The 18,587-nt window shown below is 72.2% G+C and carries 16 protein-coding genes; 14 read left to right on the top strand and 2 right to left on the bottom strand.

Annotated features, from left to right (window positions below; translation table 11 throughout):
- Positions 1 to 6: 6 nt before the first annotated feature.
- On the bottom strand, positions 7 to 885 hold the full coding sequence (locus PV419_RS17560) for a hypothetical protein (RefSeq protein ID WP_319689631.1): 879 nt from the start codon (positions 883 to 885) through the stop codon (positions 7 to 9).
- Positions 886 to 1,303: 418 nt separating this feature from the next.
- On the opposite strand from PV419_RS17560, the gene purN reads away from it, so the two are divergent.
- The 14 genes from purN (at position 1,304) to PV419_RS17630 (ending at position 17,601) form a co-directional block, all read left to right on the top strand.
- The gene (purN, locus tag PV419_RS17565) at positions 1,304 to 1,963 is read left to right on the top strand and encodes a phosphoribosylglycinamide formyltransferase (RefSeq protein ID WP_319689633.1); all 660 of its coding nucleotides are present in this window, start codon (positions 1,304 to 1,306) and stop codon (positions 1,961 to 1,963) included.
- On the top strand, positions 1,960 to 3,522 hold the full coding sequence (gene purH, locus PV419_RS17570; RefSeq protein WP_319689635.1) for a bifunctional phosphoribosylaminoimidazolecarboxamide formyltransferase/IMP cyclohydrolase: 1,563 nt from the start codon (positions 1,960 to 1,962) through the stop codon (positions 3,520 to 3,522). Before purN ends, purH begins: the two co-directional genes overlap by 4 nt.
- Before the next feature lie 136 nt (positions 3,523 to 3,658).
- The gene (locus PV419_RS17575) at positions 3,659 to 4,561 is read left to right on the top strand and encodes a bifunctional methylenetetrahydrofolate dehydrogenase/methenyltetrahydrofolate cyclohydrolase (protein WP_319689636.1); all 903 of its coding nucleotides are present in this window, start codon (positions 3,659 to 3,661) and stop codon (positions 4,559 to 4,561) included.
- Positions 4,551 to 5,120: a DUF3017 domain-containing protein gene (locus PV419_RS17580; protein WP_319689637.1), complete on the top strand. Its 570-nt coding sequence runs from the start codon at positions 4,551 to 4,553 to the stop codon at positions 5,118 to 5,120. The genes PV419_RS17575 and PV419_RS17580 overlap by 11 nt, the downstream gene beginning before the upstream one ends.
- A 342-nt stretch (positions 5,121 to 5,462) precedes the next feature.
- Positions 5,463 to 6,617, top strand: coding sequence for a DUF2690 domain-containing protein (locus PV419_RS17585; RefSeq protein WP_319689638.1), 1,155 nt, complete (start codon positions 5,463 to 5,465; stop codon positions 6,615 to 6,617).
- A gap of 356 nt (positions 6,618 to 6,973) precedes the next feature.
- A complete protein-coding gene (locus PV419_RS17590) occupies positions 6,974 to 7,963 on the top strand; it encodes a malate dehydrogenase (protein WP_319689640.1) in 990 nt (329 codons plus the stop codon).
- A 148-nt stretch (positions 7,964 to 8,111) separates the two neighbouring features.
- Entirely contained in the window at positions 8,112 to 8,525 is a 414-nt protein-coding gene (locus PV419_RS17595; protein WP_319689641.1) for a hypothetical protein, read from the top strand.
- 58 nt (positions 8,526 to 8,583) lie between these two features.
- A complete protein-coding gene (locus PV419_RS17600; RefSeq protein WP_319689642.1) occupies positions 8,584 to 9,405 on the top strand; it encodes a serine/arginine repetitive matrix protein 2 in 822 nt (273 codons plus the stop codon).
- An 81-nt stretch (positions 9,406 to 9,486) separates the two neighbouring features.
- Positions 9,487 to 9,969, top strand: coding sequence for a carboxymuconolactone decarboxylase family protein (locus PV419_RS17605; protein WP_319689643.1), 483 nt, complete (start codon positions 9,487 to 9,489; stop codon positions 9,967 to 9,969).
- A gap of 220 nt (positions 9,970 to 10,189) precedes the next feature.
- On the top strand, positions 10,190 to 11,692 hold the full coding sequence (locus PV419_RS17610) for an aldehyde dehydrogenase family protein (RefSeq protein ID WP_319689645.1): 1,503 nt from the start codon (positions 10,190 to 10,192) through the stop codon (positions 11,690 to 11,692).
- Positions 11,693 to 11,870: 178 nt separating this feature from the next.
- On the top strand, positions 11,871 to 13,445 hold the full coding sequence (locus tag PV419_RS17615) for a GMC family oxidoreductase (RefSeq protein WP_319689647.1): 1,575 nt from the start codon (positions 11,871 to 11,873) through the stop codon (positions 13,443 to 13,445).
- A complete protein-coding gene (locus PV419_RS17620; protein WP_319689649.1) occupies positions 13,445 to 14,545 on the top strand; it encodes a glycine betaine/L-proline ABC transporter ATP-binding protein in 1,101 nt (366 codons plus the stop codon). The genes PV419_RS17615 and PV419_RS17620 overlap by 1 nt, the downstream gene beginning before the upstream one ends.
- A 46-nt stretch (positions 14,546 to 14,591) precedes the next feature.
- Positions 14,592 to 16,586: an ABC transporter permease gene (locus PV419_RS17625; RefSeq protein ID WP_319689651.1), complete on the top strand. Its 1,995-nt coding sequence runs from the start codon at positions 14,592 to 14,594 to the stop codon at positions 16,584 to 16,586.
- Position 16,587: 1 nt separating this feature from the next.
- Entirely contained in the window at positions 16,588 to 17,601 is a 1,014-nt protein-coding gene (locus PV419_RS17630) for an ABC transporter substrate-binding protein (protein WP_319689653.1), read from the top strand.
- 69 nt (positions 17,602 to 17,670) lie between these two features.
- Here PV419_RS17630 and PV419_RS17635 read toward each other — a convergent pair whose 3' ends face one another.
- Positions 17,671 to 18,585, bottom strand: a complete 915-nt coding sequence (locus PV419_RS17635; protein ID WP_319689654.1) for a serine protease — start codon at positions 18,583 to 18,585, stop codon at positions 17,671 to 17,673.
- Positions 18,586 to 18,587: the final 2 nt, after the last annotated feature.

The following is an 18,587-nucleotide window of genomic DNA, read 5'->3' on the forward strand; positions in this document are numbered from 1 at the left end:
GCCGGCTCAGTCGTCCGTGCTGAGCAGCGGCCGGAGCTGCTTCGGCAGCAGGTCCTCGCAGGCGTGCCGGGAGGTCTGGGTGAGGGAGTCGTCCACGCATGAGTAGTAGTCGCTGTAGACGACCTGGACGGTGAAGGTCGCCGCGACGATGGCCAGCGCGAGACCGCCCGTGACCAGCCCGCTGATCGCCGCCGTGGACTGCGGCTTCGAGGTGCCGCTGCCCGGTGCCGGGAGATGGGCCGGGGTGGCGCCTGGGGCGGGCGGCGGAGCGTTCAGCGGGACGGCCGAGGGGGTGGGGGCCGGCCGGCGCGGCTTGGCGCGCAGGGCGCTGATGCCCCAGTAGACGGCCAGCGCACCGAGCAGCAGCGCGATCTGCGGCAGGCTGAACAGTGCGAAGAAGAAGCCCCACATGCCCGCGAGCAGGGCGTAGCGGGCGCGCCGCTGGGCCGGGTCGTTCGGGTCCCAGCGCGGGCTGCCCGAGCGGCCCTGGCCGCCCGTCCCGGACGGTTGGCCGGGGTTCGAGCCGAAGCCGCCGTTCTGGCGGCCGGGCTGGCGGCTGCTCCACTGGCTGCCCCAGGCCGGAGGCTGCTGCGGAGGGCCGTCCTGGCCCCTTGGCCACTCCTGGCCGCCCGGGCCGTCCTGGCCGCGGCCGTCATCGCCACCGCCACCGCCGGCGCCGTTGGTGTCGTGGCCGCTCTCACCGCCCGGCGCGGCGTCGGGCCGGGGCCTGGGCTGCCAGGGCTGGTCCGGTCGTCCCTCCGGTGGCGGTGCGAAGGGGTTGTCCTCCTCGCGCCCGGCGGGCGAACCCTCGGGCGAGGTGGAGGAGGACGGGGACTGCTGCTCCCGCAGCAGCGGCGTCGTGCGCGACGTGCGGGTGTGCCTCATCGCGGCCCCCCGGTACGGGCAGGGGTCGGCGTGAGGCAGTGAGCCGCGCGGCGGCGTCGGTCCGGCATGTGGAGGTGTCTTCCCCTTGTGTCGTCGTGATGCACGCAAGGCTTCCGTACGGCCTGCGCCGTACGGCTCCCCCTGCGCGGAACGCGACGGTGGTTCCCACGGCGTCAGTCGGATTCGCAGTCCAGACGCTACCTCCCGCGCCCGCCCCCGTCCCCCGGGGGCCGTTTGGTGTGCCGGTATCGTTGCTGACGGTCGGCGGCTTCGTAGAGTTCCCCGGAATTCTTGACTCCGCGACTTGTACGACCACACAAACGCAGTCGCGCCACCACACACAAGCACCCGCACCGCCCGCGCACCAGCCCACACCGCCCGCGCACCGCCCGCATCGCCCGCGAGAAAGATCCCCGCCGTGGCCTCCCCGCCTCCCCTCGCCGCCCGTCCCGAGCGTCCCGAGCGTCCCGCCCGCCTCGTCGTCCTCGTCTCCGGCTCCGGTACGAATCTGCAGGCGCTCCTCGACGCGATCGCCGCCGACGGCGCCTCCGGCTTCGGAGCGGAGGTCGTGGCCGTCGGCGCCGACCGCGACGGCATCGCGGGCCTGGAGCGCGCCGAGCGCGCCGGGATCCCCACCTTCGTGCGCCGGCTGAAGGACCACGCCACCCGCGCCGAGTGGGACCGCGCGCTGACCGAGGCGACGGCCGCGTACGAGCCGGACCTGGTCGTCTCGGCGGGGTTCATGAAGATCCTGGGCCAGGAGTTCCTCGCCCGCTTCGGCGGCCGGTGCGTCAACACCCACCCCGCGCTGCTGCCCAGCTTTCCCGGCGCCCACGGCGTGCGCGACGCGCTCGCGTACGGCGTGAAGGTGACCGGCTGCACCGTCCATCTCGTCGACGACGGAGTCGACACCGGCCCGATCATCGCCCAGGGCGTGGTCGAGGTCCGGGACGAGGACGACGAGTCCGCTCTGCACGGGCGGATCAAGGAAGTCGAGCGCACGCTGCTCGTCGAGGTCGTGGGGCGTCTGGCCCGTAACGGCTACCGCATTGAGGGACGAAAGGTAATGATCCCGTGACCGCCGAAGGTACGAAGCGGCCCATCCGCCGCGCGTTGGTCAGCGTCTACGACAAGACGGGGCTCGAGGAGCTGGCCCGGGGGCTGGACGCGGCCGGGGTCCAGCTCGTCTCGACCGGCTCGACGGCAGCGAAGATCGCCGCCGCGGGCGTCCCCGTCACCAAGGTGGAGGAGCTGACCGGCTTCCCCGAGTGTCTCGACGGCCGCGTCAAGACGCTGCACCCGCGCGTCCACGCGGGCATCCTCGCCGACCAGCGGCTCGACTCGCACCGCGAGCAGCTCGCCGAGCTGGGTGTCGAGCCCTTCGAGCTGGTCGTCGTCAACCTCTACCCGTTCCGGGAGACCGTCGCCTCGGGCGCCTCACCCGACGAGTGCGTCGAGCAGATCGACATCGGCGGCCCCTCCATGGTCCGCGCGGCCGCCAAGAACCACCCGTCCGTGGCCGTGGTCGTCAACCCCGAGCGCTACGCCGACGTGCTGAAGGCCGCCGCCGAGGGCGGCTTCGACCTCGAGCAGCGCAAGCGGCTGGCGAGCGAGGCGTTCCAGCACACCGCGGCGTACGACGTGGCGGTCGCCAACTGGTTCGCCGAGGGCTACGCCGCGGACGAGGGCCCCTGGCCGGACTTCATCGGCGTCACCTACGAGCGCAAGCAGGTGCTGCGCTACGGCGAGAACCCGCACCAGCCCGCCGCGCTCTACACCAACGGCTCCGGCGAGGGCCTGGCGTACGCCGAGCAACTGCACGGCAAGGAGATGTCGTTCAACAACTACACCGACACCGAGGCCGCGCGGCGTGCGGCCTATGACCACGACGCGCCCTGCGTCGCGATCATCAAGCACGCCAACCCCTGCGGCATCGCGGTCGGCGCGGACGTCGCCGAGGCGCACCGCAAGGCGCACGCCTGTGACCCGCTCTCGGCGTTCGGCGGCGTGATCGCCGTCAACCGCCCGGTGACGGTCGCCCTGGCCGAGCAGGTCGCCGAGATCTTCACCGAGGTCATCGTCGCCCCGGAGTACGAGGACGGCGCCGTCGAGGTGCTGGCCCGCAAGAAGAACATCCGCGTGCTGCGCTGCCCCGACGCCCCGGCGGCGGGCGGCGAGTACCGGTCGGTCGAGGGCGGCGACCTGGTGCAGGCCAAGGACCGGCTCCAGGCCGAGGGCGACGACCCGGCCAACTGGACCCGGGCGACCGGCGAGGCGCTGGACGCCGACGGCCTGGCCGAGCTGGCCTTCGCCTGGCGCGCCTGCCGGGCCGTGAAGTCCAACGCGATCCTGCTCGCCAAGGACGGCGCGACGGTCGGCGTCGGCATGGGCCAGGTCAACCGCGTCGACTCGGCGCGGCTGGCCGTCCAGCGGGCGGGCGAGGAGCGGGCGAGTGGCTCGTACGCGGCCTCCGACGCCTTCTTCCCCTTCCCCGACGGCTTCGAGGTGCTGGCGGAGGCCGGGATCAAGGCCGTGGTGCAGCCGGGTGGCTCGGTCCGCGACGAGCTGACCGTCGAGGCGGCCCAGAAGGCGGGCGTGACCATGTACTTCACGGGCACGCGCCACTTCTTCCACTGAGCGGTTACGGCCCGAGGGCCGCACCCCCGACGCGCGGGTGCGGCCCTCGGGCCGTACGCGACACACTCGGCCCCAGACCGCCGCTGGGACCGGCCCTGACTGGAACAGACGTCCCCGCATCCGGGAGGATGAAGCCATGACCGCGCAGATTCTCGATGGCAAGGCAACCGCAGCCGCGATCAAGTCCGATCTCGTCAGCCGCGTGGAGGCGCTCAAGGCCAAGGGCATCCACCCCGGCCTCGGGACCGTGCTGGTGGGCGAGGACCCGGGCAGCAAGTGGTACGTCGCGGGCAAGCACCGCGACTGCGCCGAGGTCGGGATCGCCTCCATCCGGCGCGACCTGCCCGAGACCGCCACCCAGGAGGAGATCGAGGCGGCCGTACGGGAACTCAACGAGGACCCGGCCTGCACGGGCTACCTCGTCCAGCTGCCGCTCCCCAAGGGCATCGACGCCAACCGCGTGCTGGAGCTGATCGATCCGGCCAAGGACGCCGATGGGCTGCACCCGATGAGCCTCGGCCGACTGGTGCTGAACGAGACCGGCCCCCTGCCGTGCACCCCGTACGGCATCATCCAGCTGCTGCGCCACCACGGCGTGGAGATCAACGGCGCCCACGTGGTGGTCGTCGGCCGCGGCATCACCGTCGGCCGGTCGATCGGGCTGCTGCTCACCCGGCGCTCGGAGAACGCCACGGTCACGCTGTGCCACACCGGCACCCGCGATCTGTCCGGGCTGCTGCGCCAGGCCGACATCATCGTGGCGGCGGCCGGGGTGCGGCACCTGATCAAGGCGGAGGACGTCAAGCCGGGGGCGGCGGTGCTCGATGTCGGCGTCAGCCGGGACGAGCACGGCAAGATCGCCGGTGATGTGCACCCCGACGTGAGCGAGGTCGCGGGCTGGATCTCCCCGAACCCGGGCGGCGTCGGCCCGATGACCCGCGCCCGGCTGCTGGTCAACGTGGTGGAGGCCGCGGAGCGCGCCGCCAAGGCAGCCGACGGTGACAGCGACGGCGACAGCGGTGCCGGGCATGCCGGCTGAGGCCGACGAGCCGGCCGCCGAACCGGCCGGACAGCGCCCCGTGGCGGCGCCGAACGGAGCGGTGGCGGCCAACGGAGCGGCGGCGTCGAGCGGGACGGCGGGGGCGTCGAGCGGGACGGCGGGGGCGTCGAGCGGGACGGCGGGGCTGAACGGAGCGGCGGGGCGTCCTGCCGGCACCTCGCGCCGCTTCCCCCTGATCACCCGGGACACCGCGCGCCCGGAAGGCGGCGGCCGCGCGGCGTCCGGCGGCGCCCCGGCGCCCGCCCGCCAGTGGCCGCTGCTGATGGTGATGGCCGGCGTCGGCGTGGGGCTGCTGGTGGTGGCCCTGGACGCGTTCCGCGCGGGCACGGTCCTGGTGGGGCTGTCCCTGCTGTCAGGCGCGCTACTGCGGTGGGCGCTGCCGGAAGTCGGGATGCTCGCGGTGCGCTCCCGCTTCACCGACATGCTGACGTACGGGGTGCTGGGGTCGGCGATCGTGCTGCTGTCTCTGATGGTCCAGCCCGACCCCTGGCTGAAGATCCCGTTCCTGCAGGACGTGGTGCACTTCACCGTCCGATAGGCGCTCAACGCCCATGCACGGCGACGGCCCGTCCTCTCCCCCGAAGAAGGACGGGCCGTCTGCGATAAGGGTTCTGTTAAGAGCGCCGCTGGATCAATGGACGTCGAGGGCCTGTGGCGCGGAAGTGACCATTCCGGTACGACGTCTCGGGTGCGCAACAGCCATATAGAGGCGCATACGGAGCGCGCCCAGGTCCGGAATGCTCCGGTGCGCCCCTGCTGGGGAACTGTCATCCTTGGGCGGGGCATCTCCCTGGGTAACGGATCCGGGACTGTCGGGGGCGCCCAACCGGGGGCAGGGCACGGGAAGTTCACGGATGCACGGGGGGAACAGGGGGAGGCAATGCCTCGTTGGAGGGAGCTGCCGGAGGAGCTCGATCCGCAGGTTCGGGAGTTCGTCGGGCACCTGCGCAGGCTTGTCGAGCACAGCGAGCTGAGCCTCGTCGCGGTCGCCGACCGCACCGGCTACAGCAAGACGTCCTGGGAGCGCTATCTCAACGGCCGTCTGCTGCCGCCGCAGGGCGCCGCGGTGGCGCTGGCCGAGGCGATGGGCACGGACGTCGAACATCTGAGCGCCCTGTGGGAGCTGGCGGAGCGCGCGTGGAGCCGGTCCGAGTTACGGCACGACGTCACGATGGAGGAGATCAGGGTCGCGCGGGCGCGGGCCGCGTTGGGGGAGACGAGCCCGCCGCCGCAGCCGACGAACGGCCGGACGGCGGTGGAGACCGGGGCCGAGTGGACCCGTGCAGACCGTGCCGAGACGCCCTGCGCTGAGACGCCCCGCGCTGAGGCGGCGGTGCGCAGGGCTGCTGCCGTGCCGCCCGTGCCGCCCGTGGCGGACCCTCCGCTCGTCTCCGCCGCCCCGGCCTCGCTTCCTGAGCCGCCCGATCAGCCGGGCCCGCCGCGCGCGGGCGAGCGCGGCGACGGGGCGCCGTCGCCGGACGGGCGCCGTCGACGCGTCCCGCTGTTCGTCGCCACGGCGGTCGGGGTGTTGCTCATGGGCGCGGCGGCGGTCCTCCTGGTCAACCCGGGTGGCCGGGCCGGCGAGCGGGCCAAGGCCCCGACGCCGGGGCGGGCCACGACCACCGGCCCCAGCCTGCCCAGCGGGGTGAAGTGCGCCGGCCAGGAGTGCACCGGCGAGGACCCCGAGGCCATGGGGTGCGGTGGCGCGTACGCCAGGACGACCGCGAGCGTGACCGTGGCCGGCGCGTATGTCGAGGTGCGCTACAGCAAGGTGTGCGGCGCGGCGTGGGCCCGGATCACCAAGGCCGCCCCCGGCGACCGGTTACAGGTGACCGCGCCCGCCCAGGGCGCGGTCGGACCGGCGCGCACCAAGAACGGCAAGGTCAACGCCGACGGCGACGCCTACACCCGGATGATCGCGGTCGGCTCCGCCGCCCGCGCCAAGGCCTGCGCCACTCTCACCACCGGACAGCGCGGCTGCACCGCGACGGCCGCGGGGCGCGCCAACGCTACGGCTCGCACCAGCGCGCCGTAGCGTGCCCCCCCGTGAGGGCCCTCGTTCGAGGGACCTCCAAGGAATATCCGCGTCGGGGGGAATGCGCTCGCCGAATCGGGGCAGGCGCACGCCAACCCCCCCACGGGTGCGGCATGGCACCGTGGCGGCCGCCTGCTACTCCCCCTCCTTGAGGCAGGCGGCCGCCGAATGCCGGTCTTGGACCCGCTCGGGTCAGGGGCCGAGTGCGGGCCCGGCCTGTCTGTCGCCGGGTCTTGTCTGTCGGCGGTGAGCAGTTACACAGTGGCCCCCGGGGCCCCGTGTTTCCTCGTCGGATAGCCTGACGCCGGTATCTCGACACCAAGAGATCGACAGAAAACACAGCGCAGGAGACCGCCATGACCCGCACTCCCGTCAATGTCACCGTCACCGGCGCGGCCGGCCAGATCGGCTACGCGCTGCTCTTCCGCATCGCCTCCGGCCAGCTCCTCGGCGCGGACGTGCCGGTCAAGCTGAACCTCCTGGAGATCCCGCAGGGCCTGAAGGCCGCCGAGGGCACCGCGATGGAGCTCGACGACTGCGCCTTCCCGCTGCTTCAGGGCATCGACATCAGCGACGACCCGAACGTGGCCTTCAACGGCGCGAACGTGGCGCTCCTGGTCGGCGCCCGGCCGCGGACGAAGGGCATGGAGCGCGGCGACCTGCTGGAGGCCAACGGCGGCATCTTCAAGCCGCAGGGCAAGGCCATCAACGACCACGCCGCGGACGACATCAAGGTTCTGGTCGTCGGCAACCCGGCGAACACCAACGCGCTCATCGCCCAGGCCGCCGCCCCGGACGTACCGGCCGAGCGTTTCACCGCGATGACCCGCCTGGACCACAACCGCGCCCTCTCGCAGCTCTCCAAGAAGACCGGCGTCCCGGTCTCGGAGATCGCCAAGCTCACGATCTGGGGCAACCACTCCGCCACCCAGTACCCGGACGTCTTCCACGCCGAGGTCGCGGGCAAGAACGCCGCCGAGGTCGTGAACGACGAGCAGTGGCTGGCCGAGACGTTCATCCCGACCGTCGCCAAGCGCGGCGCCGCGATCATCGAGGCGCGTGGCGCCTCGTCGGCCGCCTCCGCCGCCAATGCCGCCATCGACCACGTGTACACCTGGGTCAACGGCACCCCGGCCGGGGACTGGACCTCCGCCGGTGTGGTCTCCGACGGCTCGTACGGCGTGCCGGAGGGCCTCATCTCGTCCTTCCCGGTGACCGCCAAGGACGGCAAGTTCGAGATCGTCCAGGGCCTGGAGATCAACGACTTCTCGCGCACCCGCATCGACGCGTCGGTGAAGGAGCTGGAGGAGGAGCGCGACGCCGTGCGCGGCCTCGGCCTGATCTGACGGCCGCTCGCCCGCTATCTGAAGGGCCGCCTTCCGGTATTCACTCCGGAGGGTGGCCCTTTTGTCATTTCTCTATGGCTGTGGCTCAGCTTCCCCTACTTTGGGATGAGTTGCCGGTGAGAGTTGACGCCGGCCCCGGGGGGAGAGCATGGCGAAGGACACGGGCGGGGAGCCTGAGACAGAGGCTGCCGGGGCGGGTGGACGCGCGTACGGCGACATCCACATCGGCAGTGTGCGCGGCGGCGCCGTCGGCATCGGCGACCACAACTACATCGTGAATGTGCGGGGGGAGGCGGCCCCGTGCGACCCCGCGTACGAGCAGTTGCTGGAGGCCGTGCGGCAGCTCGGCGAGGATCTCGGCCGGCTTGTCGCGAGCCCCGAGGTCAGCGCGCTGGCGGACGAGCTGTCCGAGACCGAGGAGGAGATCCAGCGCACCGGGGCGGCGGCCCCCGGCCGCCTCGCCCGGCTCCGAGCGCTGCTCCAGGACATGAGCGCGAGCATCGGCATGCTGGCGTCCGGCGTGGCCCTGGGGCAGGCGGTCGGCGCGCTGCTGGGCGGCTGAGACGTAGCTCGGTCAACCCGCCATCTGCGCGGAAGAATTCGAATATCGGGGGGCTTGGATGAGTGACGCGGACGGGGAGCGGCCGGAGTGGATGGACGGTGGCGGCGTGCCCGTGCCTCCATCGGTCGGCGACGCGCGGCGGGGTCTGCGGGTGGCCGCCGTGGCGGTGGTGCTGTGCGGCGCGCTCGCGTTCGCCGGATGGGTGGCGTTCGGGAGCGACGGCGAGGCCGGGTACCGGGCGGGCCCCGTCCCCGGGGCCGGTGAGAGCGCGCTGCCCGGGCCGTCGGACACGGACGGGTCATCGCCGGACGACGCCTCTCCGGTCCCCGGCCAGGAGTCCGGCGCCCCGTCGGCCTCCCCGTCGGCGGGCCCGTCCGAGCCGCCGTCCGGGTCCCCGGAGGAGTCCCCGTCTCTGTCTCCGTCCGCCGGGCCCTCCGCGTCCCCGCCCGCCGGCTTCCGTGCGGAGGAGGACCCGGCGGGCTTCACCCTCGCCGTCCCGGATGGCTGGCGGCGCACCGTTGAGGGCCCGAGCGTCTTCTACACCTCGTCCGATCAGGCGACCATGGTGCAGATCTTCGAGCTGCACGGCCCGGAGGGGACGCCGTACGAGTCGGCGCAGGAAGCCGAGCGGCTAGCCGCGCGCCAGCGGGGCTATGAGCGGATCGCCCTGGAGCGGATCGGGCAGGGCGCCATGGACCCGGCGGGGCTGGAGTACACGTACGACAGCGAGAAGTACGGCGGCTCCCGGCGCGTCCTCGACCACCGCTTCACCGCGTCCGACGGCACGATGTACGCCATCCTGGTCATCGGCCCGGCCGGCGACCGCGCCGGACAGCAGGAGATCCAGCAGGCCGCCGTCGACTCCTTCCGCCTGAGCTGACGTGATGCATCAAATTGACCCATGAAACAGTCACGGGAATGCACCCTGCCTCTGGTCTATCGCGGTCATAGATTCGTGGTCATGACGAACGACAACGCGAGCGACCACGCACCCCGAGTCAACTTCGCCAAGGCCGCCCCGAAGGCGTTCAAGGCCCTGATCGGCTTCGACGCCGCCGCCCGCGAGGGCCTCGACCCCGCGCTGGTCGAGCTGGTCCAGATCCGCTCCTCGCAGCTCAACGGCTGTGCGTACTGCCTGCACATGCACACCGCGGACGCCCGCAAGGCCGGGGAGAGCGAGGAGCGGCTGCACATGGTCGCGGTGTGGCGGGAGGCGGCCCACTTCTTCACCCCGGAGGAGCGGGCGGCGCTCGACCTGGCCGAGGCCGTCACCCTGGTCTCCCAGGGTGGGGTGAGTGACGAGGTCTACGCCCGCGCGGCCGCCCACTTCGACGAGGCCACCCTGGCCCGGCTGCTCGCCCTGATCTTCACCATCAACACCTGGAACCGCATCGCCATCAGCACCGCCAAGGTGCCCGGCACCGACGAGCGCGTGGCCCGCTGAGGTCCGCGCGCCCCCTGACTTGGCGCGCTCCTCGCCCATCTCTGTGAGCTCCTGCCCACGGAATGAGCGCCTGTGTACGAACGCGTACGGCTTGTGACCACGTGAGCCTGACCACTTTCGAACGACAATCACGCATAGGTCCGGGCCTTTCGGGGAGGGGCTCCGCGTTGCCGGCGTGGCCGGCGGCGCGAGTTCCGTAACACCGGAAGGCAGAGCAGACGTGTCGGCAGTCGAGACCATTCATGTGGACGGGGCGTGGCGTGCCGCCGCGTCCGGCGCGCAGCGGGAGGTCCTCGACCCCGCCGACGCCAAGACCCTCGCGGTCGTATCCGAAGGCGGCGCCGAGGACGCCGACGCGGCCGTCGCCGCCGCCCGCCGCGCCTTTGACACGGGCCCCTGGCCGCATACGCCCGTGGCCGAGCGGGCGGCGCTGCTGCGCCGCGTCGCCGATCTTCTGCAGCGCGACCGCGAGAAGATCGCGCTGCTCGAAAGCCGTGACACCGGCAAGACGCTCGAAGAGGGGCGGGTCGACGTCGACGACGTCACCAACGCCTTCCGCTACTTCGCCCAGCTGGTCGTCGGCGAGTCGGCCGGGCGCGTGGTCGACGCGGGCACCAAGGATGTGCACAGCGTGGTCGTGCATGAGCCGGTGGGCGTCTGCGCGCTGATCACCCCCTGGAACTACCCGCTGCTGCAGGCCAGCTGGAAGATCGCCCCGGCGCTCGCCGCGGGCAACACCTTTGTCGTGAAGCCCAGCGAGCTGACTCCGCTGTCGACGATGTGTCTGATGGAGCTGCTGGTCGAGGCCGGGCTGCCGGCCGGGGCCGGCAATCTGGTGACCGGCGCCGGGGACCCCGTCGGCGCCCGGATGGCCGAGCACCCCGATGTGGACCTGGTGTCCTTCACCGGCGGCCTGACCAGCGGTACGAAGGTGATGGAGGCGGCCGCGCCGGGCGTGAAGAAGGTCGCGCTCGAGCTCGGCGGCAAGAACCCCAATGTCGTCTTCGCCGACGCCTGCGACACCGCCGAGGGCTTTGACACCGCCGTCGACCAGGCCCTCAACGCCGCCTTCATCCACAGCGGCCAGGTCTGCTCCGCCGGGGCCCGGCTGATCATTGAGGAGTCCGTGCGCGAGCGGTTCGTCGCCGAGCTCGCCCGCCGGGCCGAGAAGATCAAGCTGGGGCGCGGCACCGAGTCCGGCGTCGAGTGCGGCCCGCTCGTATCGGCGGGGCAGCTCGACAAGGCCGAGGCGTATGTCGCCTCCGCGCTGGAGGAGGGCGCGCTGCTGCGCTGCGGCGGCGCACAGCCCGAGCCGTCCGACGTCCGCCCCGCGACCGGCTACTTCTACCTGCCGACGATCCTCGACCAGTGCCACCGCGAGATGCGGGTGGTGCGGGAGGAGACCTTCGGCCCGATTCTCACCGTCGAGTCCTTCCGCACCGAGGACGAGGCCATCGCGCTCGCCAACGACACGGAGTACGGGCTCGCGGGTGCCGTCTGGTCCCGCGACACCGCGCGGGCTCGGCGCGTCGCGGGGCGGCTGCGGCACGGCACCGTATGGATCAACGACTACCACCCCTACCTTCCGCAGGCGGAGTGGGGCGGTTTCGGCAAGTCCGGTATCGGACGCGAGCTTGGCCCCTCTGGCCTGGCCGAATACCGCGAGACCAAGCACGTCTACGAGAACCTGCGGCCCGCCCCGGTCCGCTGGTTCGCCGGCTGAGCCGTACGCCCGCCACCCCCTCCCCATCCCCCCGCACACACCGTCCCGCCCCCGCCTCTGTACGTCCCCAACCCCCGTACGTCCCCGATCCCGTCCCCACACCCCCACCCCGTGCGTACGCCCCACGTATGTACGCCCCCACACCCGGGCCTCGGTCCGGGCCGCGAGGAGTAACCCCATGTCCGTACCTGATGCGATCGATCATTTCGACTATGTCGTCATCGGCGGCGGCACCGCGGGATCGGTGATCGCCTCCCGGCTCACCGAGGACCCGGACATCCGCGTCGCCGTCATCGAGGGCGGGCCGTCCGATGTGGACCGGCCCGAGGTGCTGACCCTGCGCCGCTGGCTCGGCCTGCTCGGCGGTGAACTGGACTACGACTACCCCACCACCGAGCAGCCACGGGGCAATTCGCATATCCGGCACAGCCGGGCCCGGGTGCTCGGCGGCTGCTCCTCGCACAACACCCTCATCTCCTTCAAGCCGCTGCCGGGCGACTGGGACGAGTGGGCGAAGGCGGGCGCGGACGGCTGGGACGCCGCCTCCATGGACCCGTACTTCGCGCGGCTGCGCAACAACATCGTGCCGGTCGACGAGAGGGACCGGAACGCCATCGCCCGCGACTTCGTCGATGCCGCGCAGGCGGCGCTCGGCGTGCCGCGTGTGGAGGGGTTCAACAAGGAGCCCTTCCACGAGGGCGTCGGCTTCTTCGACCTCGCCTACCACCCGGAGAACAACAAGCGGTCCTCCGCCTCCGTCGCCTATCTGCACCCCTTCCTGGACCGGCCGAACCTCCAGCTGATGCTGGAGACCTGGGCGTACCGGCTGGAGCTGGACGAGTCCGGCCGGGCGACGGGGGTGCGGGTCCGCACCGAGGACGGCGCGGAACTCCTGGTCGAGGCGGGGCGCGAGGTGCTGGTCTGCGCGGGTGCCGTGGACACCCCGCGGTTGCTGCTGCACTCCGGCATCGGGCCCCGGCGCGATCTGGAGGCGCTCGGCATCCCCGTCGTGCACGATCTGGCGGGTGTCGGCGAGAACCTGCTCGACCACCCCGAGTCGGTGATCGTCTGGGAGACGGACGGCCCGATCCCCGAGAACTCGGCGATGGATTCGGACGCGGGCCTGTTCGTCCGGCGCGACCCCGGCGCGCAGGGCCCGGACCTGATGTTCCACTTCTACCAGATCCCGTTCACCGACAACCCCGAGCGGCTGGGCTACGAAAGGCCCGAGCACGGCGTGTCGATGACCCCGAACATCCCCAAGCCCCGCAGCCGCGGCCGCCTCTACCTCACCAGCGCCGACCCGTCCGTGAAACCCGCCCTGGACTTCCGCTACTTCACGGACGAGGAGGACTACGACGGCCGCACCCTCGTGGACGGCATCCGCATCGCCCGCGAGATAGCGAAGACCGAGCCGCTGGCGGGCTGGCTGAAACGCGAGGTGTGCCCCGGGCCCGAGATCACCTCGGACGAGGAGCTCAGCGAATACGCCCGCAAGGTCGCGCACACCGTCTACCACCCGGCGGGCACCTGCCGGATGGGCGCGGCCTCCGACGGACTGGCCGTGGTCGACCCGGACCTGCGGATCCGGGGGCTCAAGGGCATCCGGATCGCCGACGCGTCCGTCTTCCCGACCATGCCCGCCGTCAACCCGATGATCGGAGTGATGATGGTCGGCGAGAAATGCGCGGAACTGCTCGTACGGGAGCGCAAGCGGGACCAGGCACTGCCGAACGGCGGAGGTGAGGCGTGATGACCGCGACCGAGACGATCGAGCCCCAGCCCCCGACCCCCGCGCCCGGGCCGGACGGCGCGGCGACGCCGGTGTTCTCCGTGCGCGGCCTGTGGAAGGTTTTCGGCCCCAAGGCCGACCGCGTCCCCGGCTCGCCCGCCGCCGACCTGCCCGCCGACGAGCTGCGCCGCCGTACGGGCTGCACGGCTGCCGTCCGCGATGTGTCCTTCGAGGTGCGGCAGGGTGAGGTCTTCGTCGTCATGGGCCTGTCCGGCTCCGGCAAGTCCACCCTCGTACGCTGTCTGACCCGGCTGATCGAGCCCACCTCCGGCGCCCTCCACATCGACGGCGAGGACGTCCTGGCCATGGACAAGGCGCGGCTGCGCGAGCTGCGCCGGCACCGCGCCGCCATGGTCTTCCAGCACTTCGGGCTGTTGCCGCACCGCACCGTGCTCGACAACGTCGCCTACGGCCTGGAGATCCAGGGCATGGGCAAGGCCGAACGCCGCGCCAAGGCCGCCGAGATGGTGGCCAAGGTCGGCCTCACCGGCCTGGAGCGCCGCCGCCCCGGCCAGCTGTCCGGCGGCCAGCAGCAGCGTGTGGGCCTGGCCCGCGCGCTCGCCGCCGACCCCGAGGTCCTGCTCTTCGACGAGCCGTTCAGCGCGCTCGACCCGCTGATCCGGCGCGATATGCAGGAGGAGGTGATCCGGCTGCACCACGACGAGGGCCGCACGATGGTCTTCATCACCCACGACCTGAGCGAGGCCCTGCGGCTCGGCGACCGCATCGCGCTGATGCGCGACGGCGGCATCGTGCAGCTGGGCACCCCCGAGGAGATCGTCGGCTCCCCGGCCGACGAGTACGTACGGGACTTCGTCCGCGATGTGCCGCGCGAGCAGGTGCTGACCGTGCGCAACGCGCTGCGCGCCGCCGAGGACGGCGAGCGGGACAGCGGCCCCGCGCTCGCGCCCGACGCGACCATCGCCACCGCCATCGAGGCCGTCGCCCGCTCCGGCGGCCCGGCCCGGATCATGGACGGCGCGCGGCTGCTGGGGGTGGTGGACCATCAGCGGTTGCTCGCGGTGGTGGCGGGACTGCGGGTGAAGGGGGCGCCGGCATGACCTCGCGCGTATCCCGCATACCCCGGCCCGGCGTGCGGAGGCGCGTATGACCGTCGCGACCACCACCCCCGCCAAAGCCGCCCAAGGCGCCGCCGACGCGCCCCGGGGCGCGCTGCGCGCCGTGGCCCGCCGCCCCGCCGTCCGCAAGCTGGCCCTGCTCGCCCTGATCGCCGCCGTCCTCGCGCCCCTCGCCGCCACGCTCTGGCACAGCGGCAGCTGGCCGGGCGCGCTGACCGTCGATGTGTCGGAGCCGCTGGGCAAGGCGAGCGACTGGATCATCGACAACCGCGACAGCCATCCGCTCTTCCTCTACTTCCTCGGCCACATCAGCAACGCGGTCATCGTCTCCGTCCGCGCCGTCTACCTGACCCTGCTGGCCCTCGGCTGGGCCGGGGTCACCGCCGCCGTGACGCTGCTGGCCTGGCGGGTCGCCGGGGTGCGCATCGCGGCGTTGGCCGCCGTGTCGTTCGCGGTGTGCGGGCTGCTGGGGATGTGGGTGCCGACCATGCAGACCCTGGCGCTGATGGCCGTCGCCGTCGCCGCGTCGGTGGCCATCGGGATGCTGCTCGGGCTGGCCGGCGGGCTCTCGGAGCGTGCTTACCGGGCGCTGCGGCCGGTGCTGGACACCATGCAGGTACTGCCGGCCTTCGCGTATCTGCTGCCCTTCGTGCTGATCTTCGGCATGGGCGTACCGGGCGCGGTGCTGGCCACCGTCATCTACGCCGCCCCGCCCATGGCCCGGCTGACCGCGCTCGGGCTGCGCGACGCGGACGCCGGGGTGATGGAGGCCGTGGCCTCGCTGGGCGCCACCGGCCGGCAGCGGCTGCTGTCGGCCCGGCTGCCGCTGGCCCGTAAGGAGCTGCTGCTCGGCGTCAACCAGACGATCATGATGGCGCTGTCGATGGCCGTCATCGCCTCCGTCATCGGCGGCGCCGGGCTCGGTGACCGCGTCTACCAGGCGCTGTCGGCCGTCGACGTGGGCAAGGCGCTCGCCGCCGGAATCCCGATCGTGCTGCTCGCCGTCGTCCTGGACCGCACCACCGCCGCCGCGGGGCTGCGCCTGGGCACGGACCGCGAGGCGGGCCCGTGGTGGCTGCGCGGCTGGTACGCCTGGGCGGGGGTCGCGGCCGGCACCGCCGCCGCGGCGCTGGCCGGGCGGGCCGCCGGCTCGTCCACCTGGCCGGAGGGCTGGATCCTCGCCATCGCCGAACCCGTCAACACCGCCAAGGAGTGGATGGTCGACCACCTCTACTCCGGCGTGCCGGTCGTCGGCGGCACCGCCGACTGGGCGTCCGGCTACGTCACCTATGTCCTCGACCCGCTGCGCGGTGCGCTGCAGGGCCTCCCGTGGTGGTCGCTGCTGCTGATCGTCGCGGCGCTCGCCTGGCTGATCGGCACCTGGGCCACCGCCCTGACCGCCGTCCTGGCCATGGCCGCGATCGGTGTGCTCGGCGTGTGGGACCCGGCCATGGACACCCTCTCGCAGGTGCTGGCCGCCGTCGCCGTGACGCTCGTCCTCGGCTTCGCGACCGGCATCGCGGCGGCGCGCTCGCCCCGCCTCGAGCGGCTGCTGCGCCCGGTGCTCGACGTCTGCCAGACCATGCCGCAGTTCGTGTACCTGATCCCGGTGGTCGCGCTGTTCGGCATCGGACGGGCCCCGGCGGCGGCCGCGGCCATCGTCTACGCCCTGCCCGCCGTCATCCGCATCACCACCCAGGGCCTGCGCAACGTCGACCCGGCCGCGCTGGAGTCGGCCCGCTCGCTCGGCGCCACGCGCGGCCAGCAGCTGCGCCAGGTCCAGCTCCCGCTCGCCCGCCCGGCACTGCTGCTCGCCGTCAACCAGGGCGTGGTGCTGGTGTTGGCCGTCGTCATCATCGGCGGCCTCGTCGGCTCCGGTGCGCTCGGCTACGACGTGCTGTTCGGCCTGGCCCAGGGCGATCTGGCGACCGGCCTGGTGGCGGGCGTGGCGATCGTCTGCCTGGGCCTGATGCTCGACCGGGTGACGCAGCCGACGGCGCGCCGCCCGAGGAAGGGGGCCTGACATGGCTCGTATCCGCACCCGGCCTCGTGCCCGCATCCGGCCTCGTACCCGCACCCGGCTGCTGATGGCCGCCGCCGGGGTCACCGCGCTGCTCACCGCGACCGGCTGCGGCGCGGCGGACATGACCAAGCAGTCCTCGCCGTACGCGAACGCCGACGGCGCCAAGAGCGTCACCCTGTCCGTCCAGTCCTGGGTCGGCGCGCAGGCCAATGTCGCCGTCGCCGAATACCTCCTCGACCACGAGCTGGGCTACCGCGTCGACACCGTCCAGGTCGACGAGATCCCCGCCTGGGACGCGCTCAGCCAGGGGCGGGTGGACGCCATCCTGGAGGACTGGGGCCACCCGGACCAGGAACAGCGCTACGTCAAGGACAAGAAGACGATCGCGCGCGGCGGTGATCTCGGTGTCACCGGCCACATCGGCTGGTTCGTCCCCAAGTACTTCGCCGACGCGCATCCCGACGTCACCGACTGGCGGAACCTCGACAAGTACGCCAAGACGTTCCGTACGGCCGAAAGCGGCGGCAAGGGCCAGCTCATGGACGGCTCGCCGTCGTATGTCACCAATGACAAGGCCCTGGTGAAGAATCTGGACCTGGACTACCAGGTCATCTTCGCGGGTTCGGAGGCGGCGCAGATCACCCAGATCAAGCAGTTCGCCAAGGAGAAGAAGCCGTTCCTGACCTACTGGTACGAGCCGCAGTGGCTGTTCAACCAGGTGCCGATGGTCGAGGTGAAGCTGCCGAAGTACACGGACGCGTGCGCCACGAAGGGCACCGAGGACCCCGAGTCCATCGACTGCGCCTATCCGACCACCCCGCTGCAGAAGTACCTCAACGCGGACTTCGCCAGGAAGGGCGGCAGGGCGGCGGCGTTCCTGAAGAAGTTCCACTGGTCCGAGAAGGAGCAGAACGAGGTCGCCGAGTTGATCGCCTCGGACGGGCTCTCGGCGCAGGACGCGGCGGAGAAGTGGGTCAAGGAGCACCCGGAGGTCTGGAAGAAGTGGCTGCCCTGACGGGGCGTCAGTCCTGATACGGGCACAGCCGCACGCCGATCGGCGTGCGGCTGTGTCGTGGACCGCTGCTCAGCCGATGACGCTGTTCAGCCAGGAGCGGTGGTAGTTGAGGCCGGTGTAGATGTCGGGGCTCGACCCGCAGACGTCGCCGATGCCCCGGCTGTCCACGCCGACGACCTGCCAGCGGCCGTAGACCTTCCTCAGCAGCGGCGAACCGGAGTCACCGTTGCACGGGCCGTAGGTGTCCTGCGGGTTGTCCGTGCACACATCGCCCTCGCGGATGCCCCACGAGTCGTCCCCCGACGAGTCCACCCGGCACTCTTCCGCGCTCGGGTTGAGCACCGTGGTGTCGAGCTCCTGAAGCTTCACCGGAAGCTTGGACGTGTCGCCGACATCAGCGGTCGAGGTGTAGCCCCAGCCGATCTGCCGGACCGCGGTGCCCTCCTTGGTCGACGTGGGCGCCACGGAAACCGGCTTGTTGGTCAGCGCGGTGTCGAGCTGGAGGAGCGCCACGTCGTGGCCGTCTCCGATGCTGTCCTCGAGGAACCGCCACCCGGGGTTGACCTTGATGTCCTTGATCTTCGCGACGGTGCCGCCCGTGGTCCGGTCATTGGAGCCCACCCGGACGTGGAACAGCGCCGGGTCCATGACCGTGTACGGGGCCGAGCCGGTGCCCGCTTCGGTGACGCAGTGCGCCGCGGTCACCACCCAGTCCTTGCGGATCAGGGCTCCGGTGCAACGGTGACCGTCGGGGTCCCCGTTCCTTTCCTTCTGCAGGGAAACGATGAACGAGTAGTTTTCGGTGGCGTCATGGCCGCCGATAATCTTCGGGGTCGGAGTCGGCGGATTTTCATCGGCCTGCGCCGCCCCGGCACCGGCCAGCGCGCCGACGGAAAGCGCCGTGGCCAGCAGCGCACGGGTCGCCAACCGCCGTCCGGCCCCCCGGCGTTCGTCCGCTCCGCGCTCCCCTATAAAATTGTTCATTC

It is taken from the genome of Streptomyces sp. ME19-01-6, assembly GCF_033793745.1.
In the GTDB taxonomy this organism is placed as follows: Bacteria; Actinomycetota; Actinomycetes; order Streptomycetales; family Streptomycetaceae; genus Streptomyces.

Coding starts and splice junctions, on each gene's coding strand:
- PV419_RS17635 (WP_319689654.1), bottom strand. CDS start 18,585: ATGAACAATTTTATAGGGGAGCGCGGAGCGGACGAACGCCGGGGGGCC.
- PV419_RS17620 (WP_319689649.1), top strand. CDS start 13,445: ATGACCGCGACCGAGACGATCGAGCCCCAGCCCCCGACCCCCGCGCCC.
- PV419_RS17600 (WP_319689642.1), top strand. CDS start 8,584: ATGAGTGACGCGGACGGGGAGCGGCCGGAGTGGATGGACGGTGGCGGC.
- PV419_RS17560 (WP_319689631.1), bottom strand. CDS start 885: ATGAGGCACACCCGCACGTCGCGCACGACGCCGCTGCTGCGGGAGCAG.
- PV419_RS17595 (WP_319689641.1), top strand. CDS start 8,112: ATGGCGAAGGACACGGGCGGGGAGCCTGAGACAGAGGCTGCCGGGGCG.
- PV419_RS17615 (WP_319689647.1), top strand. CDS start 11,871: ATGTCCGTACCTGATGCGATCGATCATTTCGACTATGTCGTCATCGGC.
- PV419_RS17580 (WP_319689637.1), top strand. CDS start 4,551: ATGCCGGCTGAGGCCGACGAGCCGGCCGCCGAACCGGCCGGACAGCGC.
- PV419_RS17585 (WP_319689638.1), top strand. CDS start 5,463: ATGCCTCGTTGGAGGGAGCTGCCGGAGGAGCTCGATCCGCAGGTTCGG.
- PV419_RS17630 (WP_319689653.1), top strand. CDS start 16,588: ATGGCTCGTATCCGCACCCGGCCTCGTGCCCGCATCCGGCCTCGTACC.
- PV419_RS17605 (WP_319689643.1), top strand. CDS start 9,487: ATGACGAACGACAACGCGAGCGACCACGCACCCCGAGTCAACTTCGCC.
- PV419_RS17625 (WP_319689651.1), top strand. CDS start 14,592: ATGACCGTCGCGACCACCACCCCCGCCAAAGCCGCCCAAGGCGCCGCC.
- PV419_RS17575 (WP_319689636.1), top strand. CDS start 3,659: ATGACCGCGCAGATTCTCGATGGCAAGGCAACCGCAGCCGCGATCAAG.
- PV419_RS17590 (WP_319689640.1), top strand. CDS start 6,974: ATGACCCGCACTCCCGTCAATGTCACCGTCACCGGCGCGGCCGGCCAG.